Here is a 17,919-nt window from a genome sequence, read left to right as displayed (position 1 = left end):
AATATCACAGCATTCCCATCGGCTATAATCAGCCTATTGTAAAATCTTGGTTAAAACCTTCTTGCAAAACGTCATGCAAAAAAAATTATCGTTGGTAGTCGCTTCAGTCGTTCTGCTCGGCATGTCCGCTTGCAGCTTGTTGCCAGAAAAAGTGGATGAGACCAAAAACTGGTCCGTTACGAAATTATACTCGGAGGCCCGTGAAGAAATGAGCGGGCAGCACTATGAGACTGCCATTGGCCTGTTTCAGAAGCTGGAGGCTAACTATCCTTTCGGCAACTATGCCTTGCAAGCACAGATGGAGATCGCTTACGCGTATTATAAGTCGGGAGACCAGGCTCAGGCACTAGCGGCTGTCGAACGCTTCATCAAGTTGCACCCGAACCACGCCAATGTCGACTATATGTACTACCTGCGGGGCTTGATCAGCTTTAATGATCAACTGAGCTTCCTGAACTTCCTGTACGAACAAGATCCGACCGAACGCGATCCGAAGGCCACGCGCGAAGCGTTTGCTGCTTTCAAGCAACTGGTCGACAAGTTCCCGAACAGCAAGTACACGCCCGATGCACTGGCGCGCATGCATTATCTGATCGATGCGATGGCGAAATATGAAGTCCATGTGGCGCGTTATTACTACCGCCGTGGCGCCTACCTGGCTGCGGCCAACCGCGCGCAAGGCACCATCAGCGATTTCAGCGCCTCGCCGGCCATCGAAGAAGCGCTGTTCATCATGTACCGCTCGTACGACAAGCTGGGCATGACCGACCTGCGCGACGACACCCTGCGCGTGCTGACCAAGAACTACCCGCAAACCGCCTTCCTCAGCCCGGAAGGGGTGAACAAGGAACGCCGCTGGTGGAAATTCTGGCAATAAAATAAAAAACCGGAGCTTGCTCCGGTTTTTTCTTGATGCCAGGGCCGCTAGCAAGCAAAAAACTGGGGTCAGTTGCCTCGCAATCGGAACACGCTCCACTGGAGCGTGCTCCCCCGACGGGTCTGACCCCGGCTCTTACTCTCCGACCCTGCGGCGAAACACCCAGTTCTTGTCATTCGAGGCTTCCGGCACATAAGCGTAGCCATCGGCATCGAACTGTTTCAATTGCTCGGGGTCGTGGATGGCGTTGACGGTGGCGTAGCGGGCCAGCATGCCGCGCGCGCGCTTGGCATAGAACGAGATGATCTTGTACTTGCCATTCTTCCAGTCTTCGAACACGGGCGAAATGACGGGCATGTCCAGCTGGCGCGGCTTGACGGATTTGAAATACTCTTCCGAGGCCAGGTTCACCAGCACCTTGGCGCCCTGCTCTTGCGCCGTGCGATTGAGGGCATTGGTGATGGTGTCGCCCCAGAACGCGTATAAATCCTTGCCGCGCGCGGTGGACAGGCGCGTGCCCATCTCCAGCCGGTGCGGATGGATCAGGTCCAGCGGGCGCAGCAGGCCGTACAGGCCCGACAGGATGCGTACGCGCGATTGCGCGTAATCCAGCTGGCCCGGCTGCAGGGTGCGCGCTTCGAAACCGGCGTACACATCGCCATTGAACGCCATGATGGCTTGCCGCGCATCGGATGGCTGCGGCGTCCAGGACGCGTAGCGGGCCACGTTGAGGACAGACAAGGCATCGGAAATGCCCATCAGGCTGCCGACCTCGGCCGGTGAAAACTGGCGCATGCGCTCGATGAGCTGGGCGGAATGGTCGAGAAAATCGGGGGTGCTGTGCAACTGGGTGGTTGGCGGCGTCTCCAGGTCGAGACTTTTGGCGGGCGAAAGCACGATCAACATAAATTATCACTACAGAATAGAATTGCCGACATGATACCTGCTCCACAAAAACTCGTCCTCGACACCAACGTCTGCCTCGACCTGTTCGTCTTCAACGACCCGCGCTGGGCCGGCTTGCTGGCCGCCATGGAAAGCGGGGCCGTGCACGCCATCACGCGCGAAGATTGCCGCGCCGAATATCTGGTGGTATTGCATTACAAACACTTGCCGCTCGACGAAGCCAGCCGCGCCGTGGCTGCGGCCCGTTTTGACGCCCTGATCACGGTGGTGGCGCCAGCCGTGTCTGGCGTGCGCCTGCCCGTCTGCACCGACAAGGATGACCAGAAATTCCTGGAACTGGCGCGCGACGCCAACGCCGACATCCTGATCACCAAGGATAAAGCCCTGCTGAAACTGGCGCGCAGGACCGCCAAGGCCGGCATGTTCCAGATCATGCTGCCAGAGAAGTGGGTGATCGCCGTGCCACCCGAAACAGTTGCGGCTGCGCTAGAATAAAGCCAACCTCTTACACCATCGCCCGATTGCCCATGAATAGCACGCCTTACTCCAGCCAGACCCCTGCCCTGCAAACGCGCTTGCCTGCCGTGGGCACCACCGTGTTTACGCGCATGTCGGCCCTGGCGGCCCAGCATGGCGCCGTCAACCTGGGACAAGGCTTTCCCGATTTCGGCTGCGCGCCAGCGCTGATCGAAAGAGTCAGCGAGGCCATGCATGCCGGCCATAACCAGTACCCGCCCATGACGGGTGCGGCGCCCCTGCGCGAGGCCATCGCGGCGAAAATCGCCAGCCTGTACGGCCATCAATATGATGCCGCCACGGAAATTACCGTCACGGCCGGCGCCACGCAAGCCTTGACCACGGCGATTCTGTGCTGCGTCCACCCCGGCGATGAAGTGATCGTCATCGAGCCGGCCTACGACAGCTATCTGCCGGCGATCACGCTGGCGGGCGGCCTGCCCGTGCTGGTGTCCATGCAGGTGAACGAGCACGGCTATAGCGTGCCGTGGGACACGCTGGCCGCCGCCGTCACGCCCAAGACGCGTTTGATCATCATCAATACGCCGCATAATCCGACCGGTACCATCTTGCGTCCGTCCGACGTGGCGGCGCTGGCCGACATCGTGCGCGGCACGCAGATATTGATCTTGTCGGACGAAGTCTATGAACACATGGTGTACGACGGCCAGCAGCACGTTTCGCTGAGCCGCCACCCGGAACTGGCAGCGCGCAGTTTCATCGTTTCCAGCTTCGGCAAGACCTATCATGTGACAGGCTGGAAAGTCGGTTATGTGGCCGCGCCAGCCAGCTTGTCGGCCGAGTTCCGCAAGGTGCACCAGTACAATGTTTTTACGGTCAACACACCGATGCAGCATGGCGTGGCCGCCTACATGGCCGATCCGCAGCCGTATCTGGACTTGCCCGCCTTTTACCAGCGCAAGCGCGACCTGTTCCGCGACGGCCTGGCGGGCAGCCGCTTTACCTTGCTGCCGGCCGATGGCACGTATTTCCAGTGCGTGCGCTATGACGCCATCTCGCAGCAAAGCGAAGCGCAGTTCGCCGAATGGCTGACCAGCGAGATCAAGGTGGCGGCCATTCCCGTATCGGCGTTTTATGCACAAGGCAAGGAATCGGGCATCGTGCGCTTCTGCTTTGCCAAACAGGATGAGACCCTGCGCCTGGCGCTATCGCGCCTGGCAGCAATATAAAGCTTTCCGCCAGCAGCCCACAGGCTGCAGACAGGGGAGCAGAACGGAGACTAGCATGGTTCAGCGTCGCATCGGCTTGGCCGACCTGGTTCCTGGCGAACCCCTGGCCTGGGATTTGTATCTGGCGGACCACAGCGCCGGCCCGCAATTGCGCAAGGGACAGATCATCAGCGATGGCGCGCAACTGGCCCGCTTGCTGCAGATGGGCCTGTACACGGGCACGCCCGAGCAGCCCTCAGTATTGCACCTGCTCAATGAAAGCGCGCAGCGGCTGGACCGGCTGCTGCAAGACTTGCGCAAGGAAGGCAATGCCGAGCGCGACGTGCGCGCCATCGCCCGCGAACTGCTGCGCGCGCTGAGCCTCGATGCCGATATCGCCCTGGCCAGCATCTTGCTGAACCAGATCGCCGGCCGCTATTGCGTGCGCCACTGCATCGAAACGGCGCTGCTGGCGATGCTGGTGGGCCAGGCCATGGGCAAGCCCGACGATGAATTGCTGCGCATCGGCGCCGCCGCGCTGACCATGAACGTGGGCATGTTGTATCACCATGACAGTTTCCAGGACAAGCGCGGCCCGTTGACCGATGATGAAATGCGCATCGTCCGCCTGCACCCCGTAGAAAGTGCGGAACTGCTGCGCTGCGCCGGTGTCGAAGATGAAGAGTGGCTCAGTTGCGTGCTCCTGCATCATGAAAACGACGATGGCAGCGGTTATCCTGAGGGCCGTAGCGGCGATGAAATCTTGCAGAACGCTAAGCTGATCGGCCTGGCCGACCGCTATTGCGCGCGCGTCTCGGCCCGCAACTACCGGCGCTCCATCCTGCCCGACCAGGCGCTGCAGCAACTTTTCCTCGACCAGGACCAGGCCATCGATCGCGTGCTGGCCGAACAATTCGTGGCCATCCTGGGCAAATATCCGCCCGGCACCCTGGTGCGCCTGCGCAATGGCGAACTGGGGGTGGTCACGCAACGGGGCGCCGCCTACGTTCACCCGCTGAGCAACCCGCAAGGCGCCCCCCTGCCCGCCACCGAACTACCAAAGATACTACCGCGCAACACCGGCGACAGCCAGTATGCGATCATCGCCGCCCTGCATGAAGACGACGCCCATATGCACTTCAGCATGCGCCATGTGTGGGGCGATGAGGCGCGGCTCTAAGCAAGGCCACCTCCCAGTCTTGCGGGTTCAGCGCTGCGGAACAGAAACAGCACTGCCACCGTTGGCTGGTGTCGCAAGCTGCTTGATAACAACATCTTCAGTATGGCTATTTCGCCTGCAATTCCGCCAGGGCCTGATAAACCTTCCCCCACACGTCACGATTTTTAGCGACCTGTAATGGCGTCAAGCCGTCGATAGCCTTGGCATTGATATCTGCACCGGATTCAATCAAAAACTGTAGCAGCAAGAGATTGACTCCGTCTGCAGCGTAGTGGAGAGGCTGCCAGCCTTTCTTGTCTTGCGCGTCGATCCGGGCGCCGGCATTGAGTAATAGCTTGACAACCGCTTCATGGCCGCTGGTATGACTACGCTCATACCCCTTCTTGACAGCAGAATGGATAGGCTGAAAGCCATTGTTATCGACATGATCGACTGTTGCCCCGGCTGCCAGTAGCATCTTGACCGCCTCTGCATTGCCGGCGTAACAGGCACTGAACAATGGGGTCTGGCCATCCTTGTCGGAGGCGTTCACATTGGCCGAAGCGGCAATCAGTAGCTGGAGAACACCCAGGCTATCTTTCTTTTCAACGGCATGCGCGAGGGCAGTATTTCCTTGCTTCCCAGTGTTTTTTTCAATATTGGCGCCAGCATCGATCAGAATCCTGGCCATGTCCGTGTAGCCCCGCATGGCAGCGAAATCAATCGCGCGCACTCCGTACTTATTGGCGGCATCGACATGCGCGCCCTGTTGCAGCAGTCGCACCACTTCTTGCGTATTACCCTTGTATGCAGCTTCATTGAGATCATTATCAAGCGATTCGCCTGCATGAGCGATAGACGCAACGAGCATTGCCATGCTGGACATCAGAACGACGAAAACTGACTTTATATTTTGCGCACCCATCTATTCCATTTTTCCTTTGAATTCAACATCAGCACGGTAAATCACCGAAGCTGTTAACATTGCTCGATTAGCAAATAATTGCATTAGAGAATTATTTCAGTCTACGCAATGGGCGGGCTCATGTCTACTGCCAATAGGGCAGGTTCAGCATGCTTTTACAGCGTATGCATTGGCGCTATGCTCGATAAATAGGGAAAGACCGCGATCTGACTAAGATTTCTCTTTGGCATGATTGATGGAGTATTTCGGTATCTCTACCGTCAAGTCTTCGCCACTGACGCGCGCCTGGCAAGACAGGCGGGATAGCGGCTGCAAGCCCCAGGCCTGGTCGAGCATGTCCTCTTCGTAAGCGCCGAAGGAACTCAGGGAGGCGTAGCCTTCGCGCACGACCACGTGGCAGGTGGAACACGCGCCGACTTGTCCGCAAGCGTGCTCGATGTCTATATGATGCACCAGCAAGGCATCGCAAATACTGGTGTTTTCGGCTACCTCGAACACGGCGCCGGCAGGCGCCAGCTCAGGGTGGGGCAAGACGGTGATTTTTGGCATACGGGAATCTCCTTGAATACTGCTACTGTGGAGCTTCCCGTACTGACAAGGTCAAGCCATTAATCAGGTAAAACAGCAGCAGCTTTGCGTGCCAGCGGTATCTGCAAGTTCGTGGGACGGTTTTCGGCCGTATCAAAGCCACGGCCATCGATATGGCGGGCGCCCCAGAACAGCAGCCCATGCGCGAGATACACCAGATCGTATTCCATGAAATGCTGGCCTTCGACCAGCCCAAACGGCGCGAAGGACTTGCCGAAGACACTCTGCGTGCCGCCCACTTCCCAGCGCGCATAGCCTGCGCTTGCCACCTGCTTGAGCAGGTCGGCAAAACCCTGGGTCAAGGGCGTTACGGTATAGGCCTCATCGGCCACAAAATCGACCTGCTGCGCACCGGGCGCAATCGGGTGCGCGCCGCGCCAGGCCATATGCCCCTTGATCACGATACGGGCCAGCGGCAACTTGCCGTTGGCATCCGCAAAATTGACGACCGTCAGTTCGAAACGGTCGCCAGCTTCGTACCTGAAATCACGCGTCAGATAAAAAGGCTGGCGCGAACCGTCCGGATTTTTTGCTGCGCTGGGGCGAATTTCGGGAGCAAGGCTGCTCCATACGCCTGCTAGGGCTGTTTTGATTTGATCGAGATGCATGGCGTGCGGTCCTTGTGAGGTGGTTGAAACAAGACTATGACGATCGTCATAGTAGCACCGATTATAATGACCGTCATAGTTTTTCTCACCTATCCAGGCAACAAGGAATCCCAGTCCATGGCAAATGACGTACGCGACCGCATGATCAAAGGGGCTGGCAGCTTGCTGGCACGCAGCGGACTGCAGGCAACCTCGTTCTCTGAGGTGCTGGCGGCCACCGGCGCGCCGCGCGGCTCGCTCTACCATCACTTTCCCAATGGAAAAGACCAACTGGTCGCCGCCGCCATCGATATGGCCGGTGGCGTGCTGCTCGACTTCATGGAGCGCCGCAGCGGCGACTCCGCCGAGGCAGTAACCGGGCACTTCCTGGAAATCTGGCGCACCATCCTCACCCGTTCGGAATGCGAATCGGGCTGCGCGGTGCTGGCGGTGACCGTGGCGGCAAGCTCGGCCGAGCTGCTGGCGCACGCCACCACGGTATTTCGCAGCTGGCGCGAGCGCCTGACGGATCTATTGAAGCGCGGCGGCGTGCCGGCAGAAAACGCCCGCCGTTTCGCGATCATGCTGATCGCCTCGGCCGAGGGCGCGGTCGTGCTGAGCCGGGCTGAAAAAAGCCTGGAGCCCTTCGAGGCAGTGGCGCAGCATTTGATGGAAGAGGCGCGGCGATTGCAAGCGACTGGCGCGGCAAGCTGATTGCAACTGCCGGGCGCTTGCTCCGCCGGTCACAGGGCTTGGCTGCTATTTCTGGGGAGTCACGCCTATCGTGCCCAGCCACGTTTCCACCAGCGCAGGCCACTGCGTGATGGCATTCCTGCTGGGGCGCAAGCCAAACGCATGGCCGCCCTGGGCGTACAGGTGCAGCTCCACCGGCACATCGGCTTTCTTCAGGGCCGCGTAATACAGCAGGGAAAACTCGACCGGATCGACCGGATCGTCCTGTGCATGCAGCAAAAAGGTCGGCGGCGTCTGGCCGCTGACGCGGATGGTGGGGTTCAGCCTTGACAGGTCGGCCCGATAGTTGGCCGACATATGTCCAGGATACAGCGCTACGGCATAGTCGGGACGGCAACTCTCTTCGTCCGCCTGGTCGACAGGCTGATAGATGCGTTTGCCATGCGTGCTGATGGCCGCCACCAGGTGGCCGCCGGCAGAAAAGCCCAGCACACCGATCTTGTGCGGATCGATACCCCATTCAGCGGCATGCTGGCGGACCAGGCCCAGGGTCCGCTGGGCGTCCTGCAGCGCCGTATGTACCTTGGGAATGACACGAACATTCCGGACAGGGTCCCAGTGGGGGCCCGATCCAGGCACGCGGTACTTCAGCAGCACGCAGGTGACGCCGATCGAGGTCAGCCAGTCACACACTTCCGTGCCTTCCAGGTCGATGGCCAGGCTCCGATCACCGCCGCCAGGAAACACGATCACGGCAGCGCCCGTATTGTGTCCCGTGGGCGAATACACCGTCATGGTCGGCCGCGTGACATTATCCACTTCCAGCCAGGGCCGTCCGGCGACCAGCTTGTCGTCCCGCAAGGTCATCTCTTCCGGCCCCGTGACAGCTTTCGCGTCAGGAATCGCGCCTGGCCAGATCGGCAATTGCTGGTGTCCATCGGCAGGCTGCCATGCGGCAGCGTGCACATTCATGCAGGCAAACGCCGCGACAAAACCGAGTGGGTATCTCAAGCAATATTCTTTCAAAAAGTCAGGCCAGTATTTCGCCAACCGCACGACAAACACGCTCCACGTCTTCCTTTTGCATGCCGCAGTGCAAGGGCAAGGTGACGGTCTGGCGGCCGATGCGTTCCGCGTTGGGGAACTGCCCTTCCCTGTAGCCCAGCTGGCGTCCCAGGGTAGTCAGGTGCGACGGTTCATACGACAGGCCGGTGGCGATGCCCCGTTCGCGCAGTGCTGCGCGGAAATCCTGGCGCGTGATGCCGAGCTGCCCGAACGGCAGCAGCACGCAAAACATATTCCAGCTTTGGCCTTCGATGCCGCTAGCCGGCAGCACGGCGTTGGGAATCCGCGGAAATACTTCAAAGTAATGGTCGGCCAGCACGCGCCGGTGCGCGAGGAAACCAGGCAATTGCCTGAGCTGCACCAGGCCGATGGCGGCCGACACGTCCGACATATTGTATTTGCCGCTGGCCTCGCGCACGTCGCGCGAGTCGTCCGGCAGGCGCTCGATGCCGTGAAAACGCAGCACATCGATGCGCCTGGCCGTGGCCTCATCAGGCAGCACCACCGCGCCGCCTTCGATGGTGGTCATATTCTTGTTGGGGTGAAAGGAAAAAGTGGCGATATCGCCAAAGCTGCCGACCGGCTGGCCTTTCCACTCGGAACCCTGCACCAGCGCCGCATCTTCGATCACGCGCAAGCCGTGATGGCGCGCCAGCGCATACAGCGCGTCCATGTCGCCCAGGGCGCCAGGGAAATGCGTGGGCACGATGGCCCTGGTGCGCGGCGTGATGGCGGCAGCGACTTGTTCCAGATCCATCGCCCGCGTGACCAGGTCGCAATCGACGAAGACGGGATGCGCTCCCACCTTGACGATCATGTTCATGGTCGAGAAAAAACTTTGCGTCGAGGTGATGACTTCATCACCGGGCCCCACGCCGCAGGCCAGCAGCGCCAGCTCCATCGCGCCCGTGGCCGAGGTCAGGCTGCGCGTGGGCCGGCCACCGAAGGTTTGCGACAGCGCATGTTCGAATTCCTGCACACGCGGACCGCTGGCGATCCAGCCACTGCGCATGGTATCGGCCATCGCGGCGATGGCTTCTTCTGAGATACTGGGTTGGGAGAAATTAAGAACTGACACAGATAATCCTTTATTGATTGTCACAATGACATTTATTTTTGTGCTTGTCCATGACAGAGATACGCTGAATGGCTGCTAACCCCGAAGCGGACCTTGAGTTTCCTGGTGTTGGTCTGATTGATCAGGCATGAACAGAATCTTGGCCGTGGCACCGTATTTTCCCAGCAATGACGTGGTCTCGGGTGATATAACGAGCTCGCTCCAAGTCAAGCCAGGTGTGACAGACACGAAAATACAACTCGCGATAGCAATCTGAAAGCTCATTTTTTATCCAACAAAGGGCGCCCTCCAGACTATCCTCCGTCACCTGAAACTCATATACCGGCTCAGGTCTGCCGGTCGCAGGCCACCACGTCGACTATTAAAGCGCATAGCTAAACGTTCGAATGTATCAGCGTCAATCCCGTGTACAACGATGCCATAGCTCAATGCGTCATTGTCGTTGAGTGCTTTTATCATGATTTAGGCAATTCATATTCACTTGGTGTATCCGCCCACCGGATTGGAGAAAATACGCTTTCCGCCTCCCGGAGCGTTTCTCTAACAAAGCCTTTCCGAGCCAGACAATCATGGTGTATGCACTGGTGTCCCCAGAACTGTTATGGTGAGTATCGTCCAAGGCTCAGCATATTTATATTTTTACAACCAAAAAGATAGTCTGCTTTTGGCCGCTAGCCGACTTCTGCTTGCCCAGGTTAGGCAATGCTGCTTTCATATAGCTCGCGATCGAGCACTCTATCAGCGGACAAGCCGGAAATAGATCTGCGTTCTGCAGGTAATGACTTAACAAATTTCACAACATCAGGAGGTGGTGTCAGGTAATTCAAACTGATTGAACCGTCCTCATTTTGTGTCCCATGCTTAATCAAAATGGGAAGCGCTATGTCCCATGAAACCAACGTTGTGTCTTTCTTCTTCTGGAAGAAGTGCGTTGGTGCCAGTTCCTGACGCGGCACGCAAAGATAATCGACCGGGGTGACGACGACGGGAATTCCGTCAGGCCAAACTGCGGCAGTTATGGTAATTCCATCCAGATTCAAAAACATGATGCGAGGAACAAATTTCGACTCTCCCACATGCGCCTGAATTTCAGAGCGAGACAAGTTCCATCGCCAAGCTTCCTGGAGCTTCTCAGATGGAAGATGAGAAATACCATGTCTATTGCCTTCATCCTGCAAGATTGCCTTGTATCCAAACTCGTTTCCAGAACTCCATCCAGAACATAGTTTTTCTGCGTTGTATTCACCATCCCCCATGCCTTCAGTTTGTGGGTCCGAAACAAGAAGATCAAAGTATTTGACGAACGCGCTAACCTCGGGTTCCGCCTCGAAGATGAAGTAGCTCGGCCGGAAGTAATTAATGTTTAGCGCGACCGGAAGATCCCCTCTGGCCTCGTCGTCAGCCTCGGACTGAAATTCAAATACAAAATAGACTCCAGTATCTTCGTTGCTGTACAAGGCCTGCGAGCCTTCACATTTGTAATTTGGCCTATCGCTGAAGTAGGTGCAAAAGTCTTCTTCAGTAAGAAGTCCATTTCGAGGCTTGAAATACAGGTCGTAACTCATATTGGTATTTTTAAGCTAAAGTTTAAGGTTATTGTTCAACGGCGCAGCCAGGATTGCGCAAGAATCAATCGCCGTATTCAGCCAGCCTTTCATGGAACGAACCTTGCCAATCAAGAGATCCAGGAAGATTTCTGAATAATTGTTCGTACATGATCGAGTTCGTTACATCCGCGGATAAATTTCTATGACTGCTACTGGCTGTTTGCAGCGTTTGCTTATTACCAATCAATCACAGTATCAAAAACTTACTTCGCTGCCCCCACCAACTGCACCAGCTTGCGCTCGACAAACGCCTGCAATTGCGGCGACAGCGTCTGCAAGCCCTTGGCGCGCTCGTAAGCCTGGCGCGCCTGGGCTGGGCGGTTGTCCGCTTGCAAGGCGATCCCCAGGCCCATCCACCAGACGCTGTTGTCGGGCGCGCTTTGCAGGGCCAGTTCGTATTGTTCGGCGGCATCGTGGTAGCGTTGTTGACGTTGCAGCACGCCAGCCAGAAAGGCGCGGTATTCGCCATTGTCGGCGGCGTATGGCAGGCCGCGCATCAGGGTGTCGAGCGCCGCGCTACCGCTTTTATCCAGCTGCAGCCTGGCCAGCATCATCGCTTGCGCCGGCTGTTTCGGGTCCAGTCCCAGGCTCAGCTGCAACTGGCGCATGGCGTCGTCCGGGCGCTGCGCTTCCAGCAGCAAACGGATCAGGGTTTCGCGCGCGCCCTGGTGGCGCGGATCCAGCTGCAGGGTTTGCTGCAAGCCGGCCATGGCTTCGGCCACCCTGCCATCCTGCAGATAGCCCAGTGCGCGGCGGTATTCGTTTTCCACGCGTTGCTGCGGCGTGACCTGCTTGCCTTCGACGATCTTTTCGCCGATGGCGGCAGGCTGCGGCACCTTGGCCACGGGCGCCACGGCACTCTTGACCGGCTTGGGCGTGATGCGGCGCAGCTCTTCCGGACGTTCCTTGACGGGCGCCGGCGCGGGCGTGATCACCGGCGCCACCGGTTCAGGAACCGGAACTGGTGCAGGTACGACTGCAACAACTGGCGCAGGGGCCGGGACCGGGACCGGGGCCGGGGCTGGAGCAGGCACGGCCACGCTGGCCACGTTGACCAGCATCGGCGGCACAGACGGACGCTTCAGGTAGACCCAGCCCAGGGCGATGGCGGCGGCCGTCAAGCCTGCCGCGCCGCCAAACACCAGCGCGCGCGGCAGGCCACGCTCGCGTTCGGGCACGGAACGGATGCCTTCGGCGTCGCCGCGCCCGTCAGGCGTGCCGCGGGCGTCGAGGTCTTGCAGCATTTTGTTAATCAAGCTCATTTACAGACTCATTTCAATAGTGTCCAGGCTACGGCGCAGCCGGCGGTCAGTACCACAATGCCAGCCAGCCATGGCCACCGGCGTTGCCACCCGCGCCGGCTGGCCGCCACCGTATCGCTGGCAGCGAGCGCCACATGGCGGCGATTGACTTGCTGTTTACCTTCGCCATAGGCCAGCATCAGCGCCTTGTGCGCCATGATGTTGACCAGGCGCGGGATGCCGCCGCTGGCCGCATACAAGCGGGCCACGCCGCCCCGGCTGAACAGGCGCGCGCCCGCGAAACCGGCCACGCGCAGACGGTGCGCCACGTAGAAATCGAGGTCGTCGCGCGAGAGCGGCCCCAGGTGGTAATGAAAGGTGATGCGCTGCGCCAGCTGGCGGATTTCAGGCAGGGCCAGCTTGACGTCCAGTTCAGGCTGGCCAAACAGCACGATTTGCAGCAGCTTGCGCTTTTCCGTTTCCAGGTTGGTCAGCAGCCGCAGCGCTTCCAGGCTATCGACGGGAATCGCTTGCGCTTCATCAAGACACAGCAGCACGCGCTTGCCCTGCGCCGCCAGGTTCAGCAGGCGCAGGTTGATGCCTTTCAGTAACTGATGCTGGTCTGCATCTTTTTCCAGCAACACGTCGAGATCGTCGGCCAGGGCCAGGATCAGCGACCGTGGCGGCAGGTTCGGATTGGGAATGTAGGCGGTAACGAAATCATCGCCCAAGGACTGCATGAACTTGCGGCACAGGAATGTCTTGCCGGTTCCCACTTCGCCCGTAATCTTGATGAAGCCTTCGCCATTGCGCGCCGCCACCAGCAGGGTATTCAAGGCCTTTTGCGATTGCGGGCCATTGAAAAAGAAGCTGGTATCGGGCGTGAGGCCGAACGGCGGCTCGCGCAAGCCGAAATGGGCCTGGTACATTTAACGCCGCTCCGACGGGCGGCGCGGATCGAGCGCCTCGATGCGCTTGCCCGAATCGATCAAGTCTTCATTCCAGCTATTGGCGCCATCGACGATGGTCGGCTTGATCAGCACCACCAGCTCGCGTTTCTGGATCACTTGCCCCGTGTTGCGGAACAGCGCGCCCAGCAAGGGAATATCGCCCGCGCCCGGCACTTGCGAGCGGTCCGAGGTCGTCGATTGGCGCATCAGGCCACCGATGGCGACGATGCGGCCATCCTGGCTGCGCACCATGCTGTCCATTTCCGAAGTACTGGAGGCGGCCAGCGGCAATTTCAGCGAACCGGCGCTGCCCAGGTCGACTTCCTTGTTGACGGTGCTGACCTGGCTGACGGACGGGTGCACGTGCAGGATGATATTGCCATCGGCATCGATCTGCGGCGTCACGTCCAGCACCACGCCCGAAAAGAACGGCTGCAAGGTGACATTGGGGCTGGTGGTGGCGCCGCTGGCGGTGGTATTGGTGGTGGTCGACACGCCCGTCACATAAAACTCGTCCGTGCCGATCTTCAGTACGGCTTTCTGGTTGTTCATGGTGGCGATACGCGGGCTCGACAGCACGTGCACGGAGCCTTGCGATTCCAGGAAGGAAATCATGGCGGCGAAATTGGCCGTCTGGAACGCCAGGCCGAACATCGAGCCGGCCGAAGTCGCCGCCGAGCTCAGGCCAAAACCGCTGCTGGCCGTCAAGCCGCTGCCATTGGCCATATTCGGCGGCTGGCCGCCATTGAAGGGCAACGGCGCCAGATTGGCGCCCGGCTGGATGAAGCCGGTCGAAATGCGGTTGGTGTGGCCGCTCTTGATCGAGGCAAACGAAGCCCAGTTGATACCGGTCTGGGTATTGTCGTTCAGCTCCACTTCCAGGATCTTGGCTTCCAGGATCACCTGGCGGTCCACCGACAATTGCGTCGCCTTCAGGTATAAATCGACGTTGCGCAGCTCGTCGGGCATCGCGCGGATCACGATCACGCCCGATTGCGGGCTCAGCACCACCTGGCGGCCGCCTTCCGTGCTGCCGACGATGGCTTCCAGCGCCGTTTTCAGCTCGGGCCAGAAATCGGCCGTCGAAGAAGTCGTCAGGTTGCTGCTGTCCTGCCCCGGTCCCTGGCCTGGCGCACCGTTTTGCTGACCCTGCCCATTATTCGGCAACGGGTTCAGTCCATTGCCACCATTGCTGCCCGACACCGTGGCGCCCACCGACGCCACCGACGTGGACGACACGCGCAGGTTGGAACTGCCCTTGCGCGACCCGGTCAGGTAATTGACGTGGAACAAGCGCGTCTGCATGCTCAAGGGCTTGATGAAGATTTGCGTGCCCTCGACCTTGTAGTCGTAGCCATACAGTTCGCGCACGGCGTCGAGCGCCTGGAACAGGGTCACGTCCTTCAGGTTGGCGGAAATCGTGCCGCCGATATCGGGATGGACCAGCATGTTGTAGCGCGTGCCGGCCACGATGGAGGTAAAGAACTGGCGGGCCGGCACATTGTTGAAGGCCACGTTGAAGCGTTCATCGAGCGCCTCGCGCGCCTTCGGCAATTGCTGGGCCAGGGCAGCGGCGGGCGGCAGCAGCGCTGCGTCGACGGCGTCCGACTGGGCGGCAGGAGAGGTTGTCGCCGCCGCGCCTTTCACGGCGTCGGTGATGGCGTTATACGTATCGCGCTTGACGGGGGCCACGTTACAGGCCGCCAGGCCCATGCTGACGCTGATAAGTGCTGCCAGCTTGCTGATCTTGAACATGCTTGCCTTGTATGTAATATGCATCGCCACTTCTTCTACTCCTGCTTGCGGCCCATGCTTGCGCCGGGCTTGTTTTCAATCTTGGGGGCCGGATAGAGCTTGAAGGTTTCCAGCGATTTTCCACGCCGCAATACCACCGCCGTGTCCTGGATCTCCACCACCACGGCGCTGCCCACTTTCGATCCCTGGCGCACGACCTGGCCATCGATCACGGCCACCCGGCGACCGCCCGGTTTGTTCGATATCAACACCGATTGCAATTGCGGCCGGGCCGGCTTGGGCGGGGCGGCCTCGCTGGCGGCCGGCGTCCACAGGGCTGCCGGCGGACGCGTGGGATCGTCGATCGCCTGCGCGTGCGCAGCCGGCGCGCAGCACCAGGCCAGGCCCACGCACAATACGGAGCGCAACATCATAAAGCCATCCATTTCTCATCCATGCTCAGGGTGTACAGCGTCAGGCTCAAGGTGGCGGCCGGATAACTGCTGGCGTCCAGATGCGCCCGGCCCCAGAACACCTGGGTCGGCATGGTTTGCAGCGCCTGCATGTAGTTAACCATTTCGCCATAACTGCCCTGCACCACCACTTCCACGCCATGCCGATGCAAGACACCTGTCGGGGCCGTCGTCTTGTCAGCAGAAGCCTTGGCGTCAGGGGTTGGCGGCACCGCTCCCACCGTATCGCCAGGCAAGGTTGTCAGCGACACCAGGCGCAGCTGCGCATGCTGACGCAGCAGGCTTTCCAGCAGCGCCACCATGCGTTCAGGCGCCACCAGGCCATGCTGCATCTGCCGCAGGCCAGCGCTGAGGTTGGTATTTTCTTTCAGCAAGCTTTCCAGCCGAACCCGCGCCGCCTGGTCCGGGTCCACGCTGTGGGCTGTCACGGTGAGGGCAATTTCCTGGTCTACCGTGCCGAGCATGGTGTGCGTTTGCGCGATGCTGGCCCCCAGCCTGGCGTAGCTGGCCAGCAAGGGGGTCAGCAGCCAGAAATAAAACAGGAAGATCAGCACGGCCGCGGCGGCCATGAAGACCATGGAGCGCTCGCGCAGGCTGAGGGCGTCGAAGCTGGCCGCCCATTTTTTCAGTGTTGCCAGCATCAGCGCTGCCCTCCCGCTTGCGGCGCAGGCGCCGATGCAGCAGCCTCGGCGGCGGCCCGCGTCGATTGCAGGCTGAACACCACATACGGTGCTGCCTTGACGGCTTTGCCATCGGCAGCCGGCGCATTCACTGCTACCTCATCGGGCGGCCCGATATCGAGGCTGGCAAAGGTCTTGCCCTTGAATACGTCTTGCTGGCCCAGGCGGCTGATATAGGCGGGCAACAGCGAAGCATGCAGGGCGCGCCCTTCCAGGCCGATGTCATTGCCGGCGCCGGCGATATGCAGGCCAGTCAGCCACACGCCGTCCACCCTGGCCTGCGCCAGTGCGCGGAAGTAGCTGGCATAGCCCTGGATATTGCCCAGCTCGCCACGTCCCAGTATGCCCGTCGCATCCTGCAGCAATTTCTGCTGCGCCTCGGCGGCAGCCAGTTGCTGCGCCACCACCGGATCCTTATGGCGCGGCGGAAAGTCGCGCAACGCCTTGTCGCGGCGTGCTTCGCGCTGCGCCAGGTCGGCCTTGACGGCGCTTTCCTGCTGCTCCAGTCCGGCTACCTTGCGCTGTCCATACACGCTCAGCACCAGCAAGCCGACGAATAGCAAGCCCAGGCACTGGCTGGCTGCGCGCGCCGAGATCTGGTGTTTTTGCCGTTCGAATCTGGGGTTGAACAGATTGATTTGCTGGCTCATGCACCCTTCCCTTCGGCATGGCCGCCACTGCGGTTTTCCTCGCGCAGGGCCGTGCCCAGCGCCAGGAAGTAGCGTGCCTGTATCAGCGGATGACGCAGTTCGGCCACCTCGCTGAAATCAAAGATAGTGTCCAGGTCCAGCCGTTCCACCGGCATGTACAGATTGTCGGCCAGATAGCCGTGCAAGCCGTCGGCGCCGGCCGCCATCAGCATCAGGCGCGACAGGGAAATGAAATGGAACTGGCGGTCGAAGTGGTCGAACGAGCGCTGCAATTCCAGGGTGACGCGGTCGTAATACTGGCTGGCCTGGTCCGATTGCAGCTGCGCCAGTTTCACGTCGATGCGGCGCGCCTGGTACAGCTCGCCATTAAAACTCATCGTCAGCAAGCCGCCATCGCCGTCAAAGAACAGCATGGCCAGGCCGCGCCCCGGCGTTTCCAGCAAGGTGGCAATGTTACGCTGGGCCATTTCAGGGATATCGATCACGGACAAGGGGAGCTTGCATTCGCCATACAGCGCCTGGCGGCGCGATACGGCGGCGTTGCGCGCCGCTACGGCAAACACGCTGCTGCCGCGCTGGCTGGCGTTGGCATCGCCGGGAATATCGAACACATCGATGGTAGCGTCGGCCAGCGGAAAGTCCAGCATGTCCTTCAGCCGCCAGCCGACGGCCGTTTTCAGCTCTTCACGCGGCACGGCCGGCGCTTCCACCGACAGCAGCTGGTACTCGCCCGCCGCCAGCACGGTCGTGCAGCGGTAGGACGCAGCCTGTAATTCCTTGGCCAATTTATCGAGCACATCAACGGAGGCCGGATGCGCGGACGGCTGGAATCCCGCGCGCCTGACCAGCGGTTTGCCTTCAGCCTGGCGCACGACCACGGCGGCGCTCACGCCTTCGCTACCAAATGCCGTCGCCAGCCATCCTTCTTGTTTCTTTACTCTAGCGAATAAACCCATGCGACCTGTCCAGTGTAAGTGCTTGCGCAATCTTGCTGCGCAGATAATGCATCACGCCAATTTTA

General features: G+C 59.9%; 19 protein-coding genes. 5 read left to right on the top strand and 14 right to left on the bottom strand.

All coding sequences use genetic code 11. The features are described 5' to 3' along the window. The first annotated feature begins 73 nt into the window (after positions 1–73). The gene (locus ACL9RI_RS04405) at positions 74–877 is read left to right on the top strand and encodes an outer membrane protein assembly factor BamD (RefSeq protein WP_422725365.1); all 804 of its coding nucleotides are present in this window, start codon (positions 74–76) and stop codon (positions 875–877) included. A gap of 135 nt (positions 878–1,012) precedes the next feature. Here the strand turns inward: ACL9RI_RS04405 and yaaA are convergent, their stop codons facing one another. Beyond that, a complete protein-coding gene (yaaA, locus tag ACL9RI_RS04400; RefSeq protein WP_422725364.1) occupies positions 1,013–1,783 on the bottom strand; it encodes a peroxide stress protein YaaA in 771 nt (256 codons plus the stop codon). 30 nt (positions 1,784–1,813) lie between these two features. On the opposite strand from yaaA, the gene ACL9RI_RS04395 reads away from it, so the two are divergent. Genes ACL9RI_RS04395 through ACL9RI_RS04385 form a run of 3 tightly spaced genes read left to right on the top strand, consistent with a single transcriptional unit; the run spans position 1,814 to position 4,648 of the window. Then, positions 1,814–2,278: a putative toxin-antitoxin system toxin component, PIN family gene (locus ACL9RI_RS04395; protein WP_422725363.1), complete on the top strand. Its 465-nt coding sequence runs from the start codon at positions 1,814–1,816 to the stop codon at positions 2,276–2,278. 32 nt (positions 2,279–2,310) lie between these two features. After that, on the top strand, positions 2,311–3,489 hold the full coding sequence (locus ACL9RI_RS04390) for a pyridoxal phosphate-dependent aminotransferase (RefSeq protein ID WP_422725362.1): 1,179 nt from the start codon (positions 2,311–2,313) through the stop codon (positions 3,487–3,489). Between the two features lie 55 nt (positions 3,490–3,544). Continuing rightward, on the top strand, positions 3,545–4,648 hold the full coding sequence (locus tag ACL9RI_RS04385; protein ID WP_422725361.1) for an HD-GYP domain-containing protein: 1,104 nt from the start codon (positions 3,545–3,547) through the stop codon (positions 4,646–4,648). Positions 4,649–4,754: 106 nt separating this feature from the next. Here ACL9RI_RS04385 and ACL9RI_RS04380 read toward each other — a convergent pair whose 3' ends face one another. The 3 genes from ACL9RI_RS04380 to ACL9RI_RS04370 form a co-directional block, all read right to left on the bottom strand. Next, positions 4,755–5,504 (bottom strand): ankyrin repeat domain-containing protein, encoded by a 750-nt coding sequence (locus ACL9RI_RS04380; RefSeq protein ID WP_422725360.1) that lies wholly within the window; start codon positions 5,502–5,504, stop codon positions 4,755–4,757. Between the two features lie 258 nt (positions 5,505–5,762). Continuing rightward, complete coding sequence (gene fdx / locus ACL9RI_RS04375) at positions 5,763–6,101, bottom strand: ISC system 2Fe-2S type ferredoxin (protein WP_422725359.1); 339 nt, start codon at positions 6,099–6,101, stop codon at positions 5,763–5,765. A gap of 59 nt (positions 6,102–6,160) precedes the next feature. Continuing rightward, on the bottom strand, positions 6,161–6,748 hold the full coding sequence (locus ACL9RI_RS04370; protein ID WP_422725358.1) for a hypothetical protein: 588 nt from the start codon (positions 6,746–6,748) through the stop codon (positions 6,161–6,163). A 117-nt stretch (positions 6,749–6,865) separates the two neighbouring features. Between ACL9RI_RS04370 and ACL9RI_RS04365 the strand changes: the two genes are divergently transcribed. Beyond that, positions 6,866–7,441: a TetR/AcrR family transcriptional regulator gene (locus ACL9RI_RS04365; RefSeq protein WP_422725357.1), complete on the top strand. Its 576-nt coding sequence runs from the start codon at positions 6,866–6,868 to the stop codon at positions 7,439–7,441. A gap of 45 nt (positions 7,442–7,486) precedes the next feature. Here ACL9RI_RS04365 and ACL9RI_RS04360 read toward each other — a convergent pair whose 3' ends face one another. From ACL9RI_RS04360 to ACL9RI_RS04315, 10 genes are all read right to left on the bottom strand, one after another. After that, on the bottom strand, positions 7,487–8,431 hold the full coding sequence (locus tag ACL9RI_RS04360; protein WP_422725356.1) for an alpha/beta hydrolase: 945 nt from the start codon (positions 8,429–8,431) through the stop codon (positions 7,487–7,489). 19 nt (positions 8,432–8,450) lie between these two features. Further along, positions 8,451–9,581 (bottom strand): DegT/DnrJ/EryC1/StrS family aminotransferase, encoded by a 1,131-nt coding sequence (locus ACL9RI_RS04355; protein ID WP_422725728.1) that lies wholly within the window; start codon positions 9,579–9,581, stop codon positions 8,451–8,453. A 677-nt stretch (positions 9,582–10,258) separates the two neighbouring features. Next, a complete protein-coding gene (locus ACL9RI_RS04350) occupies positions 10,259–11,128 on the bottom strand; it encodes a hypothetical protein (RefSeq protein WP_422725355.1) in 870 nt (289 codons plus the stop codon). 245 nt (positions 11,129–11,373) lie between these two features. Beyond that, the gene (locus ACL9RI_RS04345) at positions 11,374–12,432 is read right to left on the bottom strand and encodes a tetratricopeptide repeat protein (protein ID WP_422725354.1); all 1,059 of its coding nucleotides are present in this window, start codon (positions 12,430–12,432) and stop codon (positions 11,374–11,376) included. 8 nt (positions 12,433–12,440) lie between these two features. Beyond that, positions 12,441–13,340: an ExeA family protein gene (locus ACL9RI_RS04340; protein WP_422725353.1), complete on the bottom strand. Its 900-nt coding sequence runs from the start codon at positions 13,338–13,340 to the stop codon at positions 12,441–12,443. Beyond that, positions 13,341–15,140 carry a pilus (MSHA type) biogenesis protein MshL gene (gene mshL / locus ACL9RI_RS04335; protein WP_422725352.1) on the bottom strand — a complete coding sequence of 600 codons (1,800 nt, stop codon included), beginning with the start codon at positions 15,138–15,140 and terminating at the stop codon, positions 13,341–13,343. A gap of 11 nt (positions 15,141–15,151) precedes the next feature. After that, positions 15,152–15,529 carry an MSHA biogenesis protein MshK gene (locus ACL9RI_RS04330; RefSeq protein ID WP_422725351.1) on the bottom strand — a complete coding sequence of 126 codons (378 nt, stop codon included), beginning with the start codon at positions 15,527–15,529 and terminating at the stop codon, positions 15,152–15,154. Then, positions 15,526–16,209, bottom strand: coding sequence for a type II secretion system protein GspM (gspM, locus tag ACL9RI_RS04325; protein WP_422725350.1), 684 nt, complete (start codon positions 16,207–16,209; stop codon positions 15,526–15,528). The genes ACL9RI_RS04330 and gspM overlap by 4 nt, the downstream gene beginning before the upstream one ends. Beyond that, positions 16,209–16,898: a PilN domain-containing protein gene (locus ACL9RI_RS04320; RefSeq protein ID WP_422725349.1), complete on the bottom strand. Its 690-nt coding sequence runs from the start codon at positions 16,896–16,898 to the stop codon at positions 16,209–16,211. The genes gspM and ACL9RI_RS04320 overlap by 1 nt, the downstream gene beginning before the upstream one ends. After that, positions 16,895–17,854: an agglutinin biogenesis protein MshI gene (locus ACL9RI_RS04315; RefSeq protein WP_422725348.1), complete on the bottom strand. Its 960-nt coding sequence runs from the start codon at positions 17,852–17,854 to the stop codon at positions 16,895–16,897. Before ACL9RI_RS04315 ends, ACL9RI_RS04320 begins: the two co-directional genes overlap by 4 nt. Positions 17,855–17,919: the final 65 nt, after the last annotated feature.

The sequence above is a fragment of the Janthinobacterium sp. Mn2066 genome, assembly GCF_049319705.1.
Lineage (GTDB): Bacteria > Pseudomonadota > Gammaproteobacteria > Burkholderiales > Burkholderiaceae_D > Janthinobacterium.
This window is presented reverse-complemented; position numbering and strand designations above follow the sequence as displayed.